This window comes from Lacisediminihabitans sp. H27-G8, from assembly GCF_046156175.1.
Lineage (GTDB): Bacteria > Actinomycetota > Actinomycetes > Actinomycetales > Microbacteriaceae > Lacisediminihabitans.
This window is the reverse complement of record NZ_JAYLVL010000001.1, coordinates 890,956-912,647: the sequence shown is the minus strand read 5'-3', so window position 1 is coordinate 912,647 and position 21,692 is coordinate 890,956. Positions and strand designations below refer to the sequence as shown.

General features: G+C 67.9%; 20 protein-coding genes. 15 read left to right on the top strand and 5 right to left on the bottom strand.

Annotated elements, in window-relative coordinates; genetic code table 11:
* Nucleotides 1–57: 57 nt before the first annotated feature.
* Nucleotides 58–570 (bottom strand): DUF3515 family protein, encoded by a 513-nt coding sequence (locus tag VLI63_RS04390; protein ID WP_409155684.1) that lies wholly within the window; start codon nt 568–570, stop codon nt 58–60.
* A gap of 33 nt (nt 571–603) precedes the next feature.
* On the opposite strand from VLI63_RS04390, the gene thiL reads away from it, so the two are divergent.
* The gene (gene thiL / locus VLI63_RS04385; protein WP_409155683.1) at nt 604–1,590 is read left to right on the top strand and encodes a thiamine-phosphate kinase; all 987 of its coding nucleotides are present in this window, start codon (nt 604–606) and stop codon (nt 1,588–1,590) included.
* A 27-nt stretch (nt 1,591–1,617) separates the two neighbouring features.
* On the opposite strand, the gene VLI63_RS04380 is transcribed toward thiL, so the two are convergent.
* A complete protein-coding gene (locus tag VLI63_RS04380; protein WP_409155682.1) occupies nt 1,618–2,187 on the bottom strand; it encodes an RsmD family RNA methyltransferase in 570 nt (189 codons plus the stop codon).
* Nucleotides 2,188–2,246: 59 nt separating this feature from the next.
* Between VLI63_RS04380 and VLI63_RS04375 the strand changes: the two genes are divergently transcribed.
* The 3 genes from VLI63_RS04375 (at nt 2,247) to coaD (ending at nt 6,137) form a co-directional block, all read left to right on the top strand.
* A complete protein-coding gene (locus tag VLI63_RS04375; protein WP_409155681.1) occupies nt 2,247–3,368 on the top strand; it encodes a magnesium and cobalt transport protein CorA in 1,122 nt (373 codons plus the stop codon).
* Between the two features lie 35 nt (nt 3,369–3,403).
* Nucleotides 3,404–5,590 (top strand): ATP-dependent DNA helicase RecG, encoded by a 2,187-nt coding sequence (locus VLI63_RS04370; RefSeq protein ID WP_409155680.1) that lies wholly within the window; start codon nt 3,404–3,406, stop codon nt 5,588–5,590.
* Between the two features lie 64 nt (nt 5,591–5,654).
* Complete coding sequence (gene coaD / locus VLI63_RS04365) at nt 5,655–6,137, top strand: pantetheine-phosphate adenylyltransferase (protein ID WP_409155679.1); 483 nt, start codon at nt 5,655–5,657, stop codon at nt 6,135–6,137.
* A gap of 88 nt (nt 6,138–6,225) precedes the next feature.
* On the opposite strand, the gene VLI63_RS04360 is transcribed toward coaD, so the two are convergent.
* Nucleotides 6,226–6,501 carry a hypothetical protein gene (locus VLI63_RS04360; protein WP_409155678.1) on the bottom strand — a complete coding sequence of 92 codons (276 nt, stop codon included), beginning with the start codon at nt 6,499–6,501 and terminating at the stop codon, nt 6,226–6,228.
* A 398-nt stretch (nt 6,502–6,899) separates the two neighbouring features.
* Here VLI63_RS04360 and VLI63_RS04355 point away from each other — a divergent pair, with 398 nt between their 5' ends.
* The 4 genes from VLI63_RS04355 to cofC are packed head-to-tail and all read left to right on the top strand — an operon-like array spanning nt 6,900 to nt 9,774.
* Entirely contained in the window at nt 6,900–7,271 is a 372-nt protein-coding gene (locus VLI63_RS04355; RefSeq protein WP_409155677.1) for a PLDc N-terminal domain-containing protein, read from the top strand.
* Nucleotides 7,272–7,326: 55 nt separating this feature from the next.
* Entirely contained in the window at nt 7,327–8,328 is a 1,002-nt protein-coding gene (locus VLI63_RS04350; RefSeq protein ID WP_409155676.1) for a TIGR03557 family F420-dependent LLM class oxidoreductase, read from the top strand.
* Entirely contained in the window at nt 8,280–9,080 is an 801-nt protein-coding gene (locus tag VLI63_RS04345) for a coenzyme F420-0:L-glutamate ligase (RefSeq protein WP_409155675.1), read from the top strand. Before VLI63_RS04350 ends, VLI63_RS04345 begins: the two co-directional genes overlap by 49 nt.
* Nucleotides 9,073–9,774 (top strand): 2-phospho-L-lactate guanylyltransferase, encoded by a 702-nt coding sequence (gene cofC, locus VLI63_RS04340; RefSeq protein WP_409155674.1) that lies wholly within the window; start codon nt 9,073–9,075, stop codon nt 9,772–9,774. The genes VLI63_RS04345 and cofC overlap by 8 nt, the downstream gene beginning before the upstream one ends.
* Before the next feature lie 9 nt (nt 9,775–9,783).
* Here cofC and cofD read toward each other — a convergent pair whose 3' ends face one another.
* Nucleotides 9,784–10,761: a 2-phospho-L-lactate transferase gene (gene cofD, locus VLI63_RS04335; protein WP_409155673.1), complete on the bottom strand. Its 978-nt coding sequence runs from the start codon at nt 10,759–10,761 to the stop codon at nt 9,784–9,786.
* A gap of 194 nt (nt 10,762–10,955) precedes the next feature.
* Between cofD and VLI63_RS04330 the strand changes: the two genes are divergently transcribed.
* From VLI63_RS04330 to VLI63_RS04305, 6 genes are all read left to right on the top strand, one after another.
* Nucleotides 10,956–11,930: an AAA family ATPase gene (locus VLI63_RS04330; RefSeq protein WP_409155771.1), complete on the top strand. Its 975-nt coding sequence runs from the start codon at nt 10,956–10,958 to the stop codon at nt 11,928–11,930.
* 113 nt (nt 11,931–12,043) lie between these two features.
* Nucleotides 12,044–13,363: a DUF58 domain-containing protein gene (locus VLI63_RS04325; RefSeq protein ID WP_409155672.1), complete on the top strand. Its 1,320-nt coding sequence runs from the start codon at nt 12,044–12,046 to the stop codon at nt 13,361–13,363.
* The gene (locus tag VLI63_RS04320) at nt 13,350–15,686 is read left to right on the top strand and encodes a transglutaminaseTgpA domain-containing protein (RefSeq protein ID WP_409155671.1); all 2,337 of its coding nucleotides are present in this window, start codon (nt 13,350–13,352) and stop codon (nt 15,684–15,686) included. The genes VLI63_RS04325 and VLI63_RS04320 overlap by 14 nt, the downstream gene beginning before the upstream one ends.
* A 159-nt stretch (nt 15,687–15,845) precedes the next feature.
* Complete coding sequence (locus VLI63_RS04315) at nt 15,846–17,399, top strand: APC family permease (protein ID WP_409155670.1); 1,554 nt, start codon at nt 15,846–15,848, stop codon at nt 17,397–17,399.
* Nucleotides 17,400–17,473: 74 nt separating this feature from the next.
* Nucleotides 17,474–18,067: an ArsR/SmtB family transcription factor gene (locus tag VLI63_RS04310; RefSeq protein ID WP_409155669.1), complete on the top strand. Its 594-nt coding sequence runs from the start codon at nt 17,474–17,476 to the stop codon at nt 18,065–18,067.
* Nucleotides 18,064–19,305 carry an MFS transporter gene (locus VLI63_RS04305; RefSeq protein WP_409155668.1) on the top strand — a complete coding sequence of 414 codons (1,242 nt, stop codon included), beginning with the start codon at nt 18,064–18,066 and terminating at the stop codon, nt 19,303–19,305. Before VLI63_RS04310 ends, VLI63_RS04305 begins: the two co-directional genes overlap by 4 nt.
* A 61-nt stretch (nt 19,306–19,366) precedes the next feature.
* On the opposite strand, the gene VLI63_RS04300 is transcribed toward VLI63_RS04305, so the two are convergent.
* Entirely contained in the window at nt 19,367–20,692 is a 1,326-nt protein-coding gene (locus tag VLI63_RS04300; protein WP_409155667.1) for an aminotransferase class I/II-fold pyridoxal phosphate-dependent enzyme, read from the bottom strand.
* 144 nt (nt 20,693–20,836) lie between these two features.
* Here VLI63_RS04300 and VLI63_RS04295 point away from each other — a divergent pair, with 144 nt between their 5' ends.
* Entirely contained in the window at nt 20,837–21,685 is an 849-nt protein-coding gene (locus tag VLI63_RS04295) for a nitrilase-related carbon-nitrogen hydrolase (RefSeq protein ID WP_409155666.1), read from the top strand.
* Nucleotides 21,686–21,692: the final 7 nt, after the last annotated feature.

The window sequence follows — 21,692 nt, the reverse complement described above, 5'->3', positions numbered from 1 at the left end:
TCGAGCAGGTCGCTCAGCGACCGTATCGAGACCTGCGGGTATCACCCGGCCTGTCGACTACGGCGTCGGCGTCGGCGCGCTGTCCGGCACGAAACCGGGGTCTTTCCGGGTGCACTGCTTGGTCTGCGGGATCGAGCCGACCGCGTTGCCCAGGTCGTCCAGGATGATCGCCTCCTGGCCCTGCGTGAGTTTCGTGTCGACCACCACCTGCGTCGCCGGCGAGCGGCCCCAGGTCGTGTAGACGTAGCGCGGCGAGCCCGAGACATCCACGACCCAGTCCACGCCGTTGACGGTGGAGCAGCTGGCCGAGGGAGCGGGCTGGGCGACACCGCAGCGCAGCAGCACCGAAGTGGGGTTGCCCCACGCACCGGTGGCCTGCGCATTGGTCTCGCGAATGGGCTGGTCGACGACACTCTGCGGCAGCCGCACGATGATCTCCGCACACTTCGGATTCGTCGCATCGGCAGCAGGCGTGAGGGGAACCGTGGGGGCGCAGGCCGTGACGAGCCCGAGGAGCAGCGGAGCGAGCAGCCCGACCGCGAGGGCGGCGCGCTTGCGGGTTCTCGACATCACAGGCATCCCATTCAGGCTACCGTTTGGAGCATGACGATCACGCCAGAATCCGCCGCTCCCGACACTCTCGGAGGTATCGGGGAGTCGGCGGTGCTCGCGCGTATCTTTCCGCGGCTGCCCGCTGCGGCATCCGCCCTGCTCGGTCCGGGGGATGACTCGGCGGTCGTCGCCGCGCCTGACGGACGCTTCGTCGTGACCACCGACATGATGATCCACGGGCCCGACTTCCGCCTGGCCTGGTCGAGTCCCCACGACCTCGGGTGGAAGGCTGCCGCCTCCAATCTCGCGGATGTCGCCGCCATGGGTGCCGTGCCGACCGCGCTCGTCGTGGCCATCGCCGCGCCCGCCGACTCGCCGGTCACCCTGCTGGAGGGCATCGCCGACGGACTGCGCGAGGCCTGCGAATCGATGGCTCCGGGATGTGGCGTGGTCGGGGGAGACCTCTCGGTCTCCGCGACGCTCACGATCGCGGTCACCGCCTTCGGTGATCTCGAGGGGCGCGCCCCGGTGCTGCGCTCCGGCGCTTCGCCCGGGGACATCGTCGCCGTGGCCGGAGTACTCGGAGCGGCCGCAGCTGCGCTGCGGTTGCTTTTCGCCGAGGCGGTGGATGCCTCCGGGCTTCCGGATGCCGCTCTCGCCACTGTTCTGCGCTCGCGCACCGCGCCCCAATTGGCGCCGACTCCGCCGATCGCCGCAGGCCGCAGCGCCGCTCTCGCGGGTGCGACAGCCATGCTCGACCTCAGCGACGGACTGGCCATCGACTCCGCACGCCTCGCGAGAGCCAGTGGCGTGGGAATCGACTTCGCTTCGGATGCTCTCGGGAACGATCCCGCGATGGCGCTGGGAGGGGGAGAGGATCATTCGCTGCTGGCGACCTTCCCGGCGGGGGTTGGGCTGCCCGCGGGATTCCGCGCGATCGGGGTGTGCGTCGAGGGAGAAGGGCTCACCGTCGACCTTTCGCCGCACGACTCGGCCGGGTGGGATCCGTATCGGGACTGGGCCGGATCCGCGGGCTGACCCGGCACCCGATGCTCGACCAGCGGGCTAGGCCATCGAACCCGCCCACCAGAGGGTCGTGTCGCCGTAGTCCTTGCGGCGATCGAGCTCGATTCCCTCTGGCCAGGTGGGTTCGGGGGAGCGGCTGCTGCGCTCGAGGCAGATCACCGCATCCGGCTCGAGTCGCGAGGCGAGCGACGCGAGATTCTCCGCGAGCTCGGCTTCGGCGAGATCGTAGGGCGGGTCGAGGAACACGAGGTCCCAGGTCTCCGGATTGCTCGTGAGGAAGGACTGCACGAGCCGACCGCTGACTTCGATCCGCAGGGCGGAGCCGAGCGGCGCCTGCGCGAGCACCGCGGCCGCGTTGGCGCGGCAGACCGCTGTGCCGGGCCCGCCGCGTTCGACCAGTCGCACGAAGGCGGCGCCCCGGCTCGCGGCTTCGAGTCCGAGCGCGCCGGATCCGGCGTAGAGATCGAGCACCCGGGCACCCTCGATCACGCCTCGGGATTCGAGCGCCGAGAAGATCGCCTCCCTCACCCGGTCGCTGGTGGGGCGGGTGCCGCTCCCGGGCGTCTTCAGCGCAATGGATCCGGCGAATCCGGAGATTATTCGAGTCATCGAGACCGACCCTATCGGGCTACATGAATTGTTCACCCGACGGGACTACCGTTTTGAGCATGGCCCCCGATTTCCGCAAGCCCTTTCGCGCCCTGTCGCTGCGACCGCGCACGCCAGAGATTCCCGCGCGCGTGGAGACTCCGGAGCCCGGGCAGGTGCGCTCGAGCCTCATCAACAACGCGATCTATGAGAACGGACACCGCGTCGAGACGCCCGCATCGCTCAGCGACACCTACGCCGCGCTCGACGCGCGTCCCGGTGCCATGGCCTGGATCGGGCTGTACCGCCCCACCACCGAAGAGCTCACGTCGCTCGCCGGCCAGTTCGGCCTCCACGAACTCGCCGTGGAGGATGCGATCGTCGCCCACCAGCGCCCCAAGATCGAGCGCTACGGATCCACGCTCTTCGTCGTGTTGCGGGCCGCGCGATACCTCGATGCGAAGGAGGAGGTGGAGTTCGGTGAACTGCACGTCTTCATGGGCAGCAACTTCGTGATCACGGTGCGGCACAGCGAATCCCCCGACCTCTCCCTCGTTCGCGGTCGGCTGGAGAACACACCTGACCTGCTCGCTCGTGGCACGGAAGCCGTGCTCTACGCCATCCTCGACGCCGTTGTGGACGGGTATTTCCCGGTGGTCGCGGGTCTTGCGAACGACATCGACGAGATCGAGACCCAGGTGTTCGGGGGAGACCCGGGCGTCTCCCGCCGCATTTACGAGTTGACCCGCGAGGTGATCGACTTCCAGCGCGCCTCGGTGCCGCTGGTCGGCATGCTCGACCAGATCTCCAATGGTTTCGACAAGTACGGCATCGGGGAAGACCTGCAGCAGTACCTGCGGGATGTCGCCGACCATGTCGCGCACGCGACCGAGCGAGTGGACGAATTCCGCATCCTGCTTCGCGACATCCTCACCGTCAACGCGACCCTCGTGGCCCAGCGGCAGAACGAGGAGATGCAGGAGACCACCGAAGCGAACAACCGGCAGACGGAGGAGACCCGCAAGATCTCCGCCTGGGCGGCCATCCTCTTCGCGCCGTCGATCATCAGCGGCATCTACGGGATGAACTTCCGGGTGATGCCGGAACTGCACTGGTTGTTCGGGTATCCCTTCGCCATCGGACTGATGCTCGTCGTCGGCATCGGGCTGTATGTGATCTTCCGCAAACTGCGCTGGCTGTAACGAGAGGAAGTGCCGGAGGGGGCGGCTACTGTCGAGTGGTGGACTCCCCGCTCGACGCCAAGCTCAGCACCGCTCTCGGCGGGCGCACCGCGGCGGCCCTCGAGAAGGGTCTCGGCCTCGCCACCGTCGGCGACCTGCTCACGCACTATCCCCGTCGCTACGCGCTGCGCGGGGAACTGACCGCACTCGCGCAGCTCTCCGTGGACGAGAACGTCACGATCGTCGCCGAGGTGCTCGCCGTGCAGGAGCGCACGATGCGGGCCCGCAAGGGGTCGATCCTGGAGGTGACGATCAGCGATGGCAGCGACATCCTCTCCCTCACCTTCTTCAACCAGGCCTGGCGCAAGGCCGATCTGAAGCCGGGGGTGCGCGGTATCTTCGCGGGCAAGGTGGGCGACTATCGCGGCACCATCCAGCTGGCCCACCCCGACTATGAACTGTTCGAGACGGATGACACGGGGGGCGACTCCGAGGCCGCAGCGGAGCGCGCCCGCAAGTGGGCCGAGCAGCCGGTGCCGATCTACGCGGCGACGGCAGCGGTGGCCTCCTGGCAGCTCGGCAAGGCGATCGGGGTGCTGCTCGATACGCTTCCGCCGCTCGATGATCCCGTGCCGGGAGCGGTACGCGGCGATCGCGGACTGATGACCTATTCGCGGGCCCTCGAGCTCATCCATCGCCCGGAGAAGGACATCGAGTGGCGTGCGGCACAGAAGTCCCTGCGCTTTCAGGAGGCCTTCGTGCTGCAGGCCGCGCTGCTCGAGCAGCGGGCGTTGGTGAAGCTGCAGTCCGCGACCCCGCGCGTGCCGAAGCCGGGTGGGTTGCTCGAGCGCTTCGATGCGCAACTGCCGTTCGTGCTCACCGGCGACCAGACCACTGTCGGGACCGAGATCGCGAGCGATATCGCGGCATCCGCTCCCATGAATCGCCTGGTGCAGGGCGAGGTGGGTTCGGGAAAGACGCTCGTGGCATTGCGCGCGATGCTCGCGGTCGCCGACAGCGGCGGACAGTCCGCCCTGCTCGCTCCCACGGAAGTGCTGGCCGGCCAGCATCTCCGCTCCATCGTGAAGACCCTCGGCCCCGACCTCGCGGCGACGCTGCGCCCCACCCTGATCACCGGCCAGCTTCCCGTGGCGGATCGGCGCAAGGCCACCCTCGCCACGGTCAGCGGGCAGGCGCAGATCGTCGTGGGTACCCACGCCCTGCTGAGCGAGAGTGTCGGCTTCTACGACCTCGGACTCGTCGTCGTCGACGAGCAGCACCGGTTCGGGGTCGAACAGCGCGAGGCGCTCCGTCGCAAGGGCACGGTGCCACCGCATGTGCTTGTGCTCACCGCGACGCCGATCCCGCGCACGGTGGCGATGACCGTGTTCGGAGACCTGGATGTCTCGACGATCGCCGAGTTGCCCAGTGGTCGGGTGCCGATCCAGAGTTTCGTTGTGCCGCTTGCCGACAAACCGGGCTGGGTCAACCGCGTCTGGGAGCGTCTCGCCGAGGAACTGGCCAAGGGACGCCAGGGCTTCGTAGTGTGTCCGGCGATCGACAGCACTCTCATCGAGAGTCCGCTGGTCGAGGATTCCGTTGCCGTCGGCCTGGCGCCCGCGGCCACCGAGATCGCCAATGTCACCGATACCCTCGCCCGGATGCGGGTGAACCCGCTGTTTGAGGGAAGGCGCATCGAGGGGCTCCACGGTCGCCTCCCGAGCGAGGAGAAGGATGCCCTGATGCGCGCCTTCGCTGCCGGGGACATCGACGTGCTCGTCGCGACCACCGTCATCGAGGTGGGCGTGGACGTGCCCAACGCCTCCACGATGATCATCCTCGATGCCGATCGCTTCGGCGTATCGCAGCTGCACCAGTTGCGCGGCCGGGTCGGGCGCGGGGGAGTCCCCGGGCTCTGCCTCATGGTGACCAGTGCGGAGGAGGAGACGCTGGCGCGGGAGCGGGTCGAGGTCGTGGCATCCACTCTCGATGGTTTCGAACTCGCGCAGAAGGACCTCGAGCTTCGTCAGGAGGGCGACGTACTGGGCAGCACCCAGTCGGGTGGTCGATCCTCCCTTCGGCTGCTGCGGGTCGCGAAAGACGGAGTGCTCATCACGGAGGCTCGGGCTATCGCCCAGGCAGTGCTCGCGGAGGATCCATCTCTGGGCGGGCATCCGGCGCTGCGCCTGGCTCTCGAGCGTCGGCTCGACGAGGCGAGCCGCGATTTTCTGGCGAAGAATTGAGCGGCACCGTCACAAACCCGTCGGAGTTCATCGACCCGTAACACCGGTGCCGTAGGCTCGCCGTATGAGCAGGATCGCCGTCGTCCCTGGTTCCTTCGATCCGGTGACTCTCGGTCATCTGGACGTGATCGAACGGGCGGCGAAGATCTTCGACCAGATCCACGTACTCGTCGTGCACAATCCGGCGAAGACCGCCCTTCTTCCCGTCGCCCAGCGAGTATCCCTCATCGAGAGAGCGATCCTCGACGCCGGTTTCGAGGGCAACATCATCGTGACCTCGTGGAGCGTCGGCCTGCTCGTCGACTACTGCACCGAGGTCGGTGCGAGCGTGATCGTGAAGGGCATCCGTTCGCAGGTCGATGTGGCTTACGAGACACCGATGGCGATCGTGAACCGTAATCTCGCGGGCGTCGAGACGATCTTCATGCTGCCGGACCCCGCGCACGCCCACGTTTCGAGCTCTCTCGTGCGCCAGGTTGCGGGCCTCGGTGGGGATGTCGCACCCTACGTGCCGAAAGCCGTCGCGGACTTCCTGCAGAACGGCTGAGCCGGACGCTGGACGACGCCGGGGGCGACTCCGCAGCATCCCGAGGATCGGGACGCGGCGAGGTCGACCCCGCGGCGCCGGCGGGACATCAGCGCGGCGGCAGGTTCAGGCCCTGCCACCGCCGCGCAAGCCGTTCTCGTTCGAGCCGGGCGAGATACTGCTCGGCGTAGCGGGCACGCCTCTCGCGGGATTCGAGTTCGAGCGGTCGGCGACCCCAGGTGATCAGGGCGAGCCCCAGGCGGAGCGCGGCGCGATCGACGAGGCTCACCCGGCGCGCTTGCCGCGGCGCGGCGAGCTGGGGCGTGGGGGGCGGATGGGCTGGTTGGCCAGAGCGACCGGGCGCGGTCGATAAAGCGGTTTTCATGATGGTGATACCTCACTGCTGGAATGCCGCGCGGGGCGGCGAGATCGATCGGGGAAGACCGAAGAGTTCGCGCGCTGCAAGAGTCGCGAGCGTGCGGAACCTCGAGGGTCGGGCTTCGAAGACGTCATCACCGACTGAATCGGTGGTGACTCCGCCTCTCAGGAGGCGAGGGTGCCGATCAGGCGGTGAAGGCGCCCACGAAGCCGGCGGTAATGCGATTGCGGGTCATTCCCGAAAAATCTGTAAAAATCACGCTGGCTCCTTTCGTCAGTGGCGCTGGGCCAACCTACCGGCAGCGCAGCGGATCATGCAAGCACTTTTTTCGGACTTCACCCTGGGCCTGTCGGGGGCGCGACGGGGGTCTCGTCTTTTGGGTACATGATCCCTAAGCTCTGCTCATGTACCTCATCCCCGCGCTGGACCTCCTGGTGATGGTCTTCGCGCTCGTCGACATCATCCGGGCGGACCGCTGGAGCATCCGGCACCTCGACAAGTCGATCTGGATCATCATCGTCATCCTGCTGCCGTTGATCGGCGCGGTGCTCTGGTTCATCCTCGGGCGGGACTACGGACAGGCGGTCGACCGGGGGAGCTTCGGCGACCCGCGTCGGCGGGAGGCGGTGGTGCAGCCCGAGAGCTCCACCGAGCGCGAGCTCGCCGCCCTCGAACGGGAGATCGCCCAGTACGAGCAGGATGACCGCATCCGCCGTCTCGAGGCGAAACTGCGTGCACGGCAGGGTGAGAATACCCCGGAGAATTCCGAGAGCTGAGAGCGATCCGGGCCGACGCGCTCCGGAGCACCGCGGTGTTCGAGACAATAGAGTCATGCCCAGTTCACCCCCGCACGTCGGCTATGCCGCCATGCTCGAACAGTTCCACCCCACCGAGGTGCTCGAGCTCGCTGCCTACGCCGAGCAGAGTGGATTCCGCGGTGTGATGGCTGCCGATCGTTTCCAGCCCTGGGTGCCGCGCCAAGGGCATGCCAGTTTCGTCTGGAATGTGCTCGGCGCGCTGGGGCAGGCGACCTCCGGCGACCTCGGGACCGGAATGACGGTGCCGACGTTCCGGTGGCATCCCGCGATGGTGGCCCAGGCCAGCGCGACTCTCGCCGCCATGTATCCGGGACGACACTGGCTCGGCGTCGGCTCGGGCGAAGCCATCGACGAGCACGTCACCGGGGCCTACTGGCCGGAGACCGCCGAGCGGATCAACCGCATGTTCGAGGCGATCGAGATCATCAAGAAGCTGTTCGTCGCCTCGCTCGCCGGGCGCGACACCAAGCACAGCGGCCCACACTTCTCGCTGGAGTCCACCCGACTGTGGACGATGCCAGAGGTGGCCCCCGAGATTCTGGTGGCCACGTCCGGTCCCGTCACCGCGAAACGCGCCGGTCGCACGGTGGACGGCATCATCATCGACGGGGCTCCGGTGGACAAGATCGCCGGACTGTTCGCGCGGTTCGACGAGGGAGCCCGCGAATCCGGGCGCGCCGGCGGCACGAAGGTGCTTCGCCTTCATCTCAGCTGGGCGTCGACCCACGAGGCAGCGATGGCGAACGCCATGACCGAGTGGCCGAACGGGGGGATGCGATTCCCGCGATCCGACATCCGCTCGCCCTTCGAATTCGAGCAGCTCGCCCGGTTGGTGCGCGAGGAGGACTTCGAGGGGCGGATGCTCGTGTCGGAGGATCCGGACGCGCATCGGGCCACCATCCAGTCGTACCTGGACCTCGGTTTCGACCGGATCTACCTGCACAACGTCGGGCGCAACCAGCGCGAATGGATCGACGTCTTCGCGCGCGACGTGCTGCCGAAGCTGGTGCGCTGATGCTCACGGTGTGGGCGATAGAGGGGATCCCCGAGATCGTGGCGGGGGACGACCTCGCGGCGATCATCGGGGGTCTCGCCGGCACGCTCGAAGAGGGCGACATCCTCGCCGTGACCTCGAAGATCGTGTCGAAAGCGGAGGGTCGCTTCGTGCGCGCGGCCGACCGCGAGCAAGCGATCACCGACGAGACGGTGCGCGTTGTGGCGACTCGGAGCCATCCCGGCGGCGTGACGCGCATTGTGGAGAATCGTCTCGGTATCGTCGCGGCGGCGGCGGGCGTGGATGCCTCGAACACGCCGGAGGGCACCGTGCTGCTGCTGCCTGTCGACCCGGATGCCTCGGCCCTTCGCCTGCGCATCGCGCTCGAGAGCCGCTTCGCCGTGCGCCTCGGGGTGATCATCACCGATACGCTCGGCCGCGCCTGGCGGGAAGGCCAGACCGATGTGGCCATCGGCGCGAGCGGTGTTCGGGTGCTCGACGATCTTCGCGGCACGCTCGACACTCAGGGGCGGCGGCTCGATGTGACGCTGCCGGCGACGGGGGATGAGATCGCTTCCGCGGCAGACCTCGTCAAACGCAAGAGCGGCGGCTTGCCGGTCGCGGTGGTCCGGGGGCTCTCTCACCTGCTGGCGGAGGATGCCGAAGGGGCGCGGTCCCTGGTGCGTCCGGCCGCGAACGACATGTTCCGGCTCGGTACCGACGAGGCGTGGAGCCAGGGTTTCGAAGCCGGAAGGGCTGCGACGGGTGAGTAGCGCGCCGGGACCGGCGGGTGGGCGGCGCCCGACCAGCACGGGCATCCGCAAATCCGGGTCGGGGGGATCAGCCGGTCAGCCGACCACCGAGTGGGTCGTCGTGGTGCCGGTGAAGGGCACGAGCCAGGCCAAGTCCCGATTCGGCCCCGGCGATCATTCGGCGCTCGCCCTCGCCATGGCCGCCGACACCGTCGCGGCAGCGATGGACGCGGACGGAGTGGCGGGGGTGCTCGTCGTCACCACCGTCGAGGCGTCGGCCGTGTTCGACGATCTCGGGGCCTTCGTGATCGTGCAGGAGCCGGATGGGCTCGCCTCCGCCATCGACCTCGGGATATCGATCGCGACGGAGATGACCGAACCGGGCCGGGGGATCGCGGTGCTTCTCGGAGACCTGCCCGCCCTCACCCCGGCCGAACTGTCAGCGGCTCTCACGGCCGCCTGCGCCCATCCGCTCGCGATGGTGGAGGATGCCGCCGGCGAGGGGACGGCGCTTATCACGGCCGTCTACGGCGCCACCCATGCTCCGGCCTTCGGACGAGGATCGAGCGCCGCGCATCGCGCAGTGGGATATATGCCGCTCGAGGTATCTTCCTCCTCCGGGCTGCGGAACGATGTCGATTCCGCCGACGCCCTTGCGCTGCTCGAGGGTCGACTCGGCGCTCGCACCGCCGGTGTGCTGGGCGCGAACCTCTAGAGCGGATGCTCAGCGCGGGGCTGCGGACAGGGCATCGGCGGCGACCTGCGCGCTCGAGTCGAGGTCGCGCATCCAGAGCGGCACCGCTGTCGTGGCGATGCCGGACGCGGAGAGCGCGGCTGCCGACTCGGCATCCGTCTCGTCGACGAGCCACGCGTCGAGGAGCCCCCCGGAGTCACGCGCTCCGTAGTGCAGCGCGACCGCCTCCGCGGAGGTCTGCACCCCGATCGCGGTGAGGCAGGCATCCGCCATTCCCCGCACGACGGAGCCCGCGATGATCGGCGACACACCGACGATGGGGGCGGATGTCTCGACCAGGGCGGCACGAATGCCCGGGATGCCCAGGATGGTGCCGATCGACACGACCGGGTTCGACGGGGCGACGAGGATGACATCGGCGTGTGCGATCGCCTCCAGCACACCGGGGGCGGGAGTCGCGGTGCTCACGTTCTGCTGCTCGAACCGGCGCGCCGTCAGTGACGCCCGGTGACGCGTCCACCACTCCTGGAAGTGCATCGTTCCGTCGTCGGTCACCACCTGGGTTTCGACCTCGTCGTCCGTCACCGGAAGAAGACTGACCCCCAGGTTCCAGCGGGCGGTGATGCGCGCCGTCGCCTCGCTGAGGGGCAGGCCGGTGCGCAGGTAATGGGTCCTGGTGATGTGGGTGCCGAGGTCGAGGTCGCCGAGAGTGAACCACGGCCATCCGATCCCATAGGCGGTGAGCTCGGCGCTCACGCGCTCGGTCTCACCGATGCGGCCCCACCCGCGCACCTCGTCGTTCGCGCCCGCAAGGGTGTACATGATGGAGTCGAGGTCGGGGGTGATGCGCAAGCTGTTGAGCCACATGTCGTCGCCGGTGTTCACCACGGCGGTGACCTCTGCGGTCGTGCCCCCCGATCCGTCGGGAAGGGCGTGGCGCAGATGGTGACGCAGGCCGCGAAGAAAGCGGGCGCCGCCGACGCCTCCGGAGAGTACGGTAATTTTCACGGTGTCAACGCTAGCCCGACCGGACGAGCCGAAGCGCCTGTGCGCCAGGTCGATGGCGCCTGAGTATTCGCTAGACAAGTGACCGAGTGTCAGTACGGGTCTGGCAGACTCGCGAAAGATATGGCGAAGAGCGGGCGGGACCAGCGAAGCACATGACGACCAACGACTTGAGCAGCAACAGCACCGACAGCACGATGCGACTGGACGACTTCTACCGCAACTCCACCGAAATCATCCGCAGCATCGAAACGGTCATCGATGGCAAGAGGGATGCCGTGCAGACGGCCCTCACCGTGCTGCTCGCCGAGGGGCACCTGCTGATCGAGGATGTGCCCGGAGTCGGTAAGACGATGCTGGCGCGGGCGCTCGCGAAATCCGTCGACTGCACGGTCAACCGCATCCAGTTCACCCCCGACCTGCTCCCCTCGGACATCACCGGGGTGTCGATCTACAACCAGGTCGAGCGGGAGTTCGAGTTCAAACCCGGGCCGATCTTCGCCAACATCGTGATCGGTGACGAGATCAACCGCGCGAGCCCGAAGACCCAGAGTGCTCTGCTGGAGAGCATGGAAGAGGGCCAGGTGACGGTGGACGGATCCACCAGTATCCTCGCCTCACCCTTCACGGTCATCGCCACCCAGAACCCCGTGGAGATGGAGGGGACCTACCCGCTCCCCGAGGCACAGCGCGACCGCTTCATGGCGCGCATCTCCATGGGCTACCCGGATGAGGCGGCCGAGCTCAAGATGCTGCGAACCCGGGAGTCCGCGAGCCCGCTCGGCGACCTGCAGCCCGTCGTCTCCACAGTGCAGTTGATCGCCATGATCGCGACGGTGCGCAACGTCTTCGTCTCGACGGCCGTCGAGCAGTATGCGGTGAGCATCGCGCAGGCCACCAGGCAGGACCGCGACCTCCGGCTCGGCGCGAGCCCGCGGGCGACACTTCAACTGGTGCGGGCGGCAAAGGCGCGCGCGGCCCTCGATGGACGGGAATTCGTACTTCCGGATGACATCGATGCCCTCGCCGTCGCGGTGATGGGTCATCGGCTCATTCCGACGAATCGAGTCTCTGGCAACGGAAATCCCTTCGCAACGGGAGCCGTCGCCGACATCATCTCGCGCATCGTCGCCGCGACCCCGGTGCCCCTCGGTGCCGTGGGCCCGGCCTGACCCGCACCATGCCGGGTCGCAGCAACAGTCCCAGTGCGGGGACGAGGTCGGCTCCCGCGTCGAGAGCCGCCGCGCGAGCCCTCACAAGGATCGGCGCCTCCCGCGGACCGGCGGTGGCCCGACGCATCGCCCGTCTCACCCGGCGCGGCTGGGTGCTGCTGGTGTGCGGTGCGCTCGCCATCCCCGCCTCCTACTGGGCGGGTCGTCGCGAACTCCTGTACTTGGGCTGCTTCCTCGCGCTGCTTCCCCTTCTCGCGCTCGCCTTCGTGCGCTTCCGACGCATGCGGCTCTCGGTGCGTCGTTCCTTCTCTCCCGCGGTGGTGAGCGCCGGGCACCCCACCATGGCGGATCTCAGGGTCGGCAACCAATCCGCCTCCACTACGACCGAGGCGAATTGGCGTGACTCCTGGCCGTGGTCGCCCTATGCAACCGAGCCGGCGCGACTGCCGGCCCTTCTGCCGAGCGGTCCCCGGTTCGCCGGGCGCGGATCGAGCGTGTTGTTCCGGTACGAAGTCACCCCGCCCAGCCGCGGGGTGTTCGAGCTCGGTCCGATGCTCGTGGACTTCGCGGACCCCTTCGGCCTGGCCGACGGAGCCCTCGTGGCGGGAGCCGCGGAAACCCTCACGGTGACTCCGGCTCTCGTGCCGCTCGCGGACGGGGTCGTCTCCATCTCGGCCGATGAGGGCCCCACCCGGATGCTGCAGAGGCGGGCGCTCGGTGGCGAGGACGACCTGATGACCCGCGAATACCGTCGAGGCGATGCCCTGCGGCGCGTGCACTGGCGTGCCTCTGCGCACTCCGGGCAGCTGATGGTGCGCCAGGAGGAACAGCGCAGCCATGCCGAGGCGCGCATCCTGCTCGACACCAGGCTCGCGCACTATCGGGACACCGAAAGGGTCGAGGACGGTGACACACTGCGCAGCGACGCCTTCGAGTGGGCGGTGACCTTCACGGCCTCGCTCGGGGTGCATCTCGCGCGTACCGGGTTTCTCGTGCAGGTGATCGAGACCGCCCCGGCGCAACTGGCCTCCCCGGAGCATCCGGACGAATTCCTGGAGAGTCTCGCGTCGGTCTCGCTGAGCAACGAACCCCCCGAGGAGCTCTCGCTGCTGCGCGGAGTACAACGACCGGATCGCTCACAGGGCTCGGTATTCGCCGTAGTGTCGGATATCGACTCCGCGACGGTCGAGCGGCTCGCGGCTCAGCGCCACGCCTTCGACCTCGCAGTCGCCTTCCTCGTCGCACCCCGGCAGCTCGCCCTCGAGCGCACCCTCACCGAGGCCGGTTGGTTGTGCGTGACCGTGCGGTCCGACGACTCGATCGAGAGCGCCTGGTTGGCACTCGGCGCGCACCAGGACGCTCCCGCCCGCTCCGATCGCGACACGAACACGTCGATTCTCTTCGAACGGGAGGCCCGGGATGAGCGGCCCTGACCTGGCCACTCGCCCCGCGCGCAGTGCGCCCCCCGGAGCGCCACGACGCCCCGCGGCGCTGACACCGGTGGCCCTGGCCGCGCGTTCCGCGGAGCTGCGCACGAGTGGCGCTCTCCTTCTCGCGCTACTGGTGACCATCGCAGGACTGCACGTGATTCTCGACGGGGTCGCCTGGTGGTTCGAACTCGCGCTTCTGTGCATGGTGCTGCTCGCCAGCGCGGCGATCGTGCGGCGCCTCCTGCCGGCGGCGTCCACCGTCGCCGGCGCGACCGACTTTCGCCGCATACTTCCTCCGGTGGTCTCTGCCGTCGTGATGCTGCTCGCCGTCACGGTGGTCTTCGTCCCCTCGACGGCGATCCTGGGCATCATCCCGACCGGTGCGTCGTGGACGGCGTTCCAACAGCTCATCGAGGCGGGCAACTTCTCGATCGCCCGGCAGTCCCTCCCGGCGACGGCGGTGCCGTCCATCATGTTCCTGCTCTGTCTCGGCGTCGGCGCCCTCACCATCGTGGCCGACGTGCTCGCGAACACCCTTCGCGCGCCCGCGCTGGCGGGTGCCCCGCTGCTCGTCCTCCTGGCTGTGCCGAGCGCCGTCTCCATCGACATCACCGATCCGATCGTCTTCGTGCTCGCGGCGCTCGCCTACCTTCTGCTGCTTCGAGCCTCCGCCGCTCGCCGGCAGACCGCACTAACGATCGGACTCGCGGCGACAGTGGTGGTCGGGGCGCTCGTGGCGCCGCTGCTGCTGCCGGAGGTGAGCCCGGCGCAGAACACGAATGGCACCGGCTTCAGCTCGGGGGTCAATCCAGTGCTCTCGCTCGGGCAGAACCTGCGGCAGGACGTCGAGCGGACGGTGCTCGGCTACTCCACCGAATCGGGCACCGCCCAGTACCTGCGACTGGTCAGCCTGCAGGACTTCAGCGGCTCCGATTGGGCACCGGATGCCTTCCGCCAGCGCTCGGCGAACACGACGGATGCGATCGGCGCCCCGCCCGGACTCTCGCCCGATGTCTCCACCACCGAGGACCAGGTGTTCGTGGACGTGGGCAGTCTCACCAGCCCGTGGTTGCCGCTGCCTTACCCCACCTCGAGCATCGGCGGACTGGACGGAAACTGGTTCTGGGACTCGGACGGCCTCGCGGTGAAGAGCCCCGATCGTGACTCCTCCTACGAGACCTATCGCGCGACGAGCCTCGTCATCGCCCCCACGCCGGCCCAGCTCGCGAGCGCCGGAACGACCGTTCCCGCCGGCTTCGAGCGGTTCCTCGCCCTCCCTGCCGGCATGCCGAAGGTCATCGCGGATACCGCGAACGAGGTGGCCGGTGGTGCCACAAGCAACTACGAGAAGGCACTGCTCCTGCAGGGGTTCTTCCGTGACGGCGACTTCCAGTACTCCGAGACCGCGCCGGTCGACCAGGGCTACGACGGCACCGGGATGACCGTGATCGCGGCGTTCCTCAAGGCGAAGGAGGGATATTGCATCCACTTCGCCTCGGCGATGGCGGTGATGGCCCGCAGCCTCGCCATCCCGTCCCGCATCGCCGTCGGCTTCCTGCCTGGTGCCGAACTCCCGGAGCGGCAGAACGGGCGCACGGCGTTCACGGTCACCACTCACGACCTCCACGCCTGGCCGGAACTCTACTTCGAGGGCATCGGCTGGACCCGGTTCGAGCCGACCGTCGGTCGGGGTGAAGTGCCCGCGTATGCGGACATCGCGTCCCCGGATGTCCCGACACCGGTGAACACGGCCACTCCGGCGCCCTCGGCGAGCGCAACAGCCCGCCCGTCCTCTTCGGCCGCACCCCTCGCCCCGGAACAGACCGCGCAGGCGAGCCCCGCGGCGGCGCGGGCCGCTGCGGTGGGCACCTGGTTGTGGTTGGTGCTTGCCCTCGTGGTCGTCGTGGCGCTGGGGCTGGTGCCCGCCGCCTTCCGGGCGATGGTGCGCCGACGCCGTCTGCGGAGCCTCGCCGCGGGCGGTGCGACGGCGCTGACGGCCTGGCACGAGATGTTCGACACGGCCACCGACCTCGGTATCGATATCCCCGAAACGGCGACCCCGCGCGACGCGGCCGAAATGTTCGCCCTGTCCATTGGCGGTGCATCCCGCGACCCCATCGACCGGGTGAGGGCCGCCGTGGAGAGCGAGAGCTACGGACAGGCGAGGAGCACGGTGCTCACCGGTTCAGCGTCGCTGGCGAATGACCTGCGGAGGGTCATCGGAGATCTCCGGTCCTCCGCCGACCGCGGGCGTCGCCTTCGTGCCGTGCTGGTGCCGGCATCCGCCTGGGATCGGATTCGCCGAGCTGCTCGCATCGGGGACTGACCGGCCGCTGTGGCCCCCGCAGTCGCCCGTCGTGACTCTCGTTCAGGCCCTCGTTTCAATTTCGAAACGGTGATTCGACGAGTGGAACGGGAGAATCGCCGCATCGGGCGGTCGATGGCGTGGCAGCCGTCCCGCTAGATTGTGTCTCACCCTGTGAGGATGCTGCGATCACTGCCGATCGTGGTGCTTCACAAAGAAGGCTGGAAGGTAACAATGCCCGCTGATTCTTCCCCCACCTCCGAACGATCCGACAGCGAGCATCTCGCTGTTCTCGGCTACGAGGACACGTTCGACCGATCGATGACCCTGTGGGCCAATTTCGCCCTCGGCTTCACCTATCTCTCCCCGCTCGTCGGTGTGTATTCGCTCTTCGCCCTGGCCGTCTCCACGGGCGGACCGCCCTCGATCTTCTGGTTGCTGATCGTGGGTGGCGGGCAGATGCTCGTTGCTCTCGTCTTCGGCGAGGTCGTGTCCCAGTACCCCATCCACGGGGGGATCTATCCTTGGACCCGTCGCCTCTGGGGCCGTCGATATGCGTGGATGGCGGCCTGGGTCTACATCTGGGCCATGATCGTCACCATCACCGCCGTCGCTGAGTTCGGCAGCGGATTCCTGGCGAGCCTCATCGGTCTTCCGGTGACCAAGGCGGTCACGCTCGGTCTCACGGTCGTCTTCCTGATCGTGGCGCTCGGCCTCAACTTCACCGGCACGAAGACGCTCGGACGCGTCGCCCGTATCGGCCTCGCGGCCGAGCTCATCGGCGTGATCGCGGTCGGACTGTACCTGCTGATCTTCCAGCGCCACCAGGAATTCAGCGTGTTCTTCAACTCCATGGGGGTCGAGGGCAAGGGCTCTTACGGGGTCGCATTCCTCGGTGCCGCGCTCGCCGGACTGTTTCTCTTCTACGGTTTCGAAGCCTGTGGCGACGTCGCGGAGGAGGTTGCTGACCCGGCCCGCCGCATCCCGCGCGCCATGATCCTCACCATCCTCGTCGGTGGAGTGTCCTCGCTCTTCGCGTTCGGAGGCTATGTCATGGCCGCTCCCGACCTGCAGTCGATCGTGGATGGCAAGGATGCCGACCCGATCCCCGCGATCCTCCAGGCTTCCCTCGGGGATGTCGGAGCGAAGATCTTCCTGCTCGTGGCGCTCACCGCGTTCCTCTCCTGCGTTCTGAGTCTTCAGGCGGCCGCCAGCCGGCTGCTCTTCTCCTTCGCTCGGGATGGGATGATCCCCGGCCACCGCTGGCTCGCCAAGGTCTCGCCGCGCAGCAAGGTGCCAACCAACGCCCTGATCGTGGCGTGCACCATTCCGGTGATCCTGTGCCTGATCATCTTCGTGGGGCCTGACGGCCTGCTGACGCAGATCACCTCGTTCGCCGTTCTCGGCATCTACGTGGCGTTCCAGGCGGTCGTACTCGCGTCCCTGCGCCAGCGGATCAAGGGATGGCGCCCGGCGGGACCCTTCAGCCTGGGGCGCGCGGGCTTCGTGATCAACATCGCGGCTCTCGCCTACGGAGTGTTCGCCATGGTGCTGCTCGCCGTTCCCGGGCGCTCCGGGGTGTTTCTCAACGACTGGATCGTTCTCATCGGCCTGGCGATCGTGATGGGTGTCGGGCTGCTGTACCTGTTCATCGCGCGGCCGGACCGCAAATCCGATGCACCGGAGGGCGACGCGATCCGCGTCGCGGACCTGCTGCGCTCCAAGGGCCGATAGCCCGAGGTTTCGCACCCGGCCGCCGGGGGATCCCCGAGATCCTCCGGCGGCCTTCTTTCGCTAAGATATGAAACATGTCTTTCAAATTGATCGACCCGGTTCCGGAGAATCGGAAATCAGTGACCGATGCCCGGGCACTTCGGGCTCTGGCGCATCCCCTGAGGCTGGCGATCCTCAACCACCTCATGGCCTTCGGCGCCCAGACCGCGAGCGCCTGCGCCGAAGCCGTCGGCTCGACGGCATCCAACTGCAGCTACCACTTGCGATCACTGGCTCGGTATGGATTCGTGGAGTCACTTCAATCGGCGGACGGGCGGGAGCGCCCCTGGAGGAGCGCCGCCACCGGCTTCGAGTTCCGGGGGGAAGAGGGCACTGATGCAGCGGCGACGGTGGAGCGGCTCATCACCGAGGCTCAGATCGACGATGGTGCCCGGTTGCAGAAGAAAGCCCTCGCAGTGCGGTCGCAGACTCCCGCGGAATGGCGGGACGCCGCATCCGCGAACTCGTACGCCCTGCTGATGACCTCTGCCGAACTCCGGACCCTCGCAGACTCTCTCGACGCGCTCATCCGCCCGTACATCGGTCTCACGCGGGCGGTTCCTCCGGAAGACAGCGAGGTCGTCTACGTGCAGGTCGATGCCTTCCGGCATCCAGACTCGGGCCGATGACTGTCGCTACACCCCGAGAGCGTTCGCCACTGAAGGATCGGGACTTCGCGTTGGTCTGGTCGGGCAGCCTGGTCTCCGACACCGGGGACTGGCTGCTGATGATCGCGCTGCCTCTCTACGTCTTCGCGGCGACGGGCTCGGCGCTCGGGGCCTCCACGGTCTTCATTGCCGAGTTGTTGCCCGTGCTGTTGTTCGGACCGGTGCTCGGGATGGTCGTCGATCATTTCGACCATCGCCGGGTGATGATCGCGCTCAACCTCGCCCAGGCGGTCGCCCTGTTGCCGCTCCTCCTCGCGTCGACAGACCGGCTGTGGATCGTCTACCTCGTCGCGGCGGTGCAGGCGGGACTGGCGGCGGGGTTGCAGCCGGTCCGCCAGGCGCTCCTGCCGCGACTGATGCCGACCGCGCAGCTGGGGGCGGCGAATTCGCTCGTCGCGGTGAGCGACAACCTCGCGCGACTCGTCGGATCACCGCTCGGAGGAATCGTCTTCGCCACACTGGGGCTCGGGGGAGTCGTAGCGATGGATGTCACGAGCTACCTGGTTAGTGCAGTGCTGTTGTCCGCCGCTCGAGTCGAGGGTCCCTCCGATGCGCCGGCGGGTATCGCCGTGGGCTTCTGGCGGAATCTCGCGGCGGGGCTGACCACGATCCGCACGACGCCTCCGCTCCGAATCGTGCTCCTCATCGAGTGCATCGCATCGCTCGCTCAAGGGGTCTTCCTTGTGCTCTTCGTCGTGTTCGTGGTGCGTATCCTCGGAGCGAACGACACCGAAGTTGGCCTGCTACGGGGGGTGCAGGCTATCGGTGGCATCCTCGGCGGTCTGGTCGTGGGCATGCTCATCCGACGGGTGAACACACGAATCCTCATCGGGTGGGGCTTCGTGGTGTTCGGACTCATCGCCTTGGTCACCTGGAATGTTGCCCCCGTGAGCACGGTGGTCGTGGTGTACGTCGCTCTCTTCGTGGCCATGGGCATCCCGGCGATCGCGACGACGGCAGGCACGATCACGGTGGTGCAGGGGGTCACCCCTCCCGGCTCGATCGGACGGGTCGTCGCCACGATGGGTACCCTCGGTCTGGCCGCACAGGGGCTCGGACTTGTTGCATCCGGCGTGCTCGCGGACAGCGTCGGTGTGATTCCCGTCCTGGACGCCCAGGCCGCGCTCTACCTCGGCTGCGGGCTGCTCGCGATCCTGTTCCTGCGCTTTCCGGCGCCCGCAGCGACCTCGCTTCGGTGACCTCGCTGCCGCCTGTCGCCGATCGGGCCGAACGGGACGGCAGGGAGCGACGCGGCCGCGCTCAGGCCCGCGAGGCCGTCGCAAGCTGCTCGGCGATCGTGTCGAAGTCGCGGCTCACCAGCCCAGCGGTGACCCTGACGAAATGGCCGCCGGCGCTCGCCTCGAAGGGCGTTCCGGCAGCCACTCGGATGCCCGCCGCGGCCAGTTGGACGATGGCGGAGCGCTCATCCGCCACCTCGAGCCAGGTGTTGATGCCATCCGAGGGGGCAAGGGTCACGCCGTGACCGGCGAGCGCCTCCGAGAGTCGCCGTTGCCGGGAGCGGTAGATGCGTCTGGCGTCGTTGACCTCCGAGATCGAAGTTGAGTCGGTGAGCAGATCATGCAGGATCGTCTGCAGCATGCGCGAAGTCCATCCCGGACCGAGGATGCGTCGGGCCACGAGCCGGTCGATGATCTCGGTCGGCCCGCCGATGGCCGCGATGCGCAGGTCGGGACCGTGCGACTTGGAGAAGCTGCGAATGTGCAGCACCTGCCCCGGTAGCCAGCTCCCGAGGCTCACATCGCGCGAGACCGCGATCTCGCCGGAATGGTCGTCCTCGATCACGATGGCATCGCTCGCGTGCCGGCTGAGGCGGATGACGCGGGCAAGCTCCTCCGCCCGCGCCTTCGTGAGCGAGCGGCCGGTGGGGTTCTGCGCGCGGGGCTGCAGCAGGATCGCGGTCGGTCGCGTGGTCAGCGCCTCCGCGAGCAGGTCGGGGCGCATGCCGTCTTCGTCGAGGCGCACTGGCACGCGCACCGCCCCGAAGTGGTCGAGGAGGTCGAACATCGGAGGGAACCCGGGGTCTTCGACCACCACACGGTCGCCGAACCGGATGACGGTCTCCATGGCGCGGGACAGCGCATCGAGAGCGCCGTCGACCACGGTGATCGCCTGCACCTCATAGGGCCAGCTCGATCTCAACACGGTCTCGAGTTCCGGAATCACGGGCTGGTCGAGATAGCTCGCCGTGCCGGCGCGTTCCGCCACCCGCGAGAGCGCCGGACCGAGCGCGGGAAGCAGCTGCGGGTCGGGCGTGCCGCTCGACAGATCGAGGCGGGTCGCCTCGAGTTGACCGGCGAGGCCCTGGAAACGAGGGGGGAGCCACTTGCGCGGGGCGGCCATCACGAAGCTTCCGCTGCGCCCGCGAGACACGATGAGCCCGACTCCCGAGAGCGCCTGCCAGGCATGGCTGACTGTCGCCGGACTCACGCCGAGGTCGAGCGCGAGCTCTCTCACGGTGGGCAGGCGGTCGCCCGGCGCGAGATCCCCCGAGGTGATCATGCGCGCGACCGTCGCCGCGATCCCATGCGGGGTCGCCTCTTCGACGGCAGCAGCGATGGGCTTCACATCCGGCCTCCGCTGTCAATGATTGATCTGGATTCGAATCGGCCCTATGTTTACGCCAACGTCATAGACAGAAACATAAGGGAAATGTTTACGGCGCACAATAACAAAAACCGTGAGATTTACAGCTCGGCGAAAGAGGCCCCATTGACTGTCGTACGCGCAGCGATCACCCAGACCACATGGACCGGCGACAAGGAGTCCATGATCGCCAAACACGAGCAGTTCGCTCGTGATGCGGCTGCGGACGGCGCGCAGGTCATCTGCTTCCAGGAGCTGTTCTACGGGCCGTATTTCGGCATCACCGAAGACGCCAAGTACTACGCCTACGCCGAGCCGGCCGACGGCCCGATCGTGCAGCGCTTCGCCGCCCTCGCGAAGGAACTGAACCTCGTGATGGTGCTTCCGATCTACGAGGAGGACATGCCCGGCGTCTACTACAACACCGCGGTGGTGGTGGATGCCGACGGCACGATCCTCGGAAAGTACCGCAAGCACCACATCCCCCACCTCGACAAGTTCTGGGAGAAGTTCTACTTCCGCCCCGGCAACCTCGGCTACCCGGTGTTCAACACGGCTGTCGGTCCGATCGGCGTCTACATCTGTTACGACCGCCACTTCCCCGAGGGATGGCGCGAGCTCGGCCTCAATGGAGCGCAGATCGTGTTCAACCCCAACGCCACCAAGCCGGGCCTCTCGAACCGCCTCTGGGAGATCGAGCAGCCCGCCGCCGCGGGAGCGAACGGGTACTTCGTCGCCGCGCCCAACCGGGTGGGGCGCGAGGACAACGAATACGGGGACCTCGCGGTCACCTTCTACGGCAACAGCCAGTTCGTCGACCCCCGCGGCAACATCATCGGCGGCTACGGCAGCGGAGAGCACGAGGAGATCGTGATCCGTGACCTCGACATGGACATGATCCGGCAGGTGCGCGACAACTGGCAGTTCTACCGCGACCGTCGTCCGGAGTCCTACACGAGCATCCCGAAGCCGTAGGGGAGTC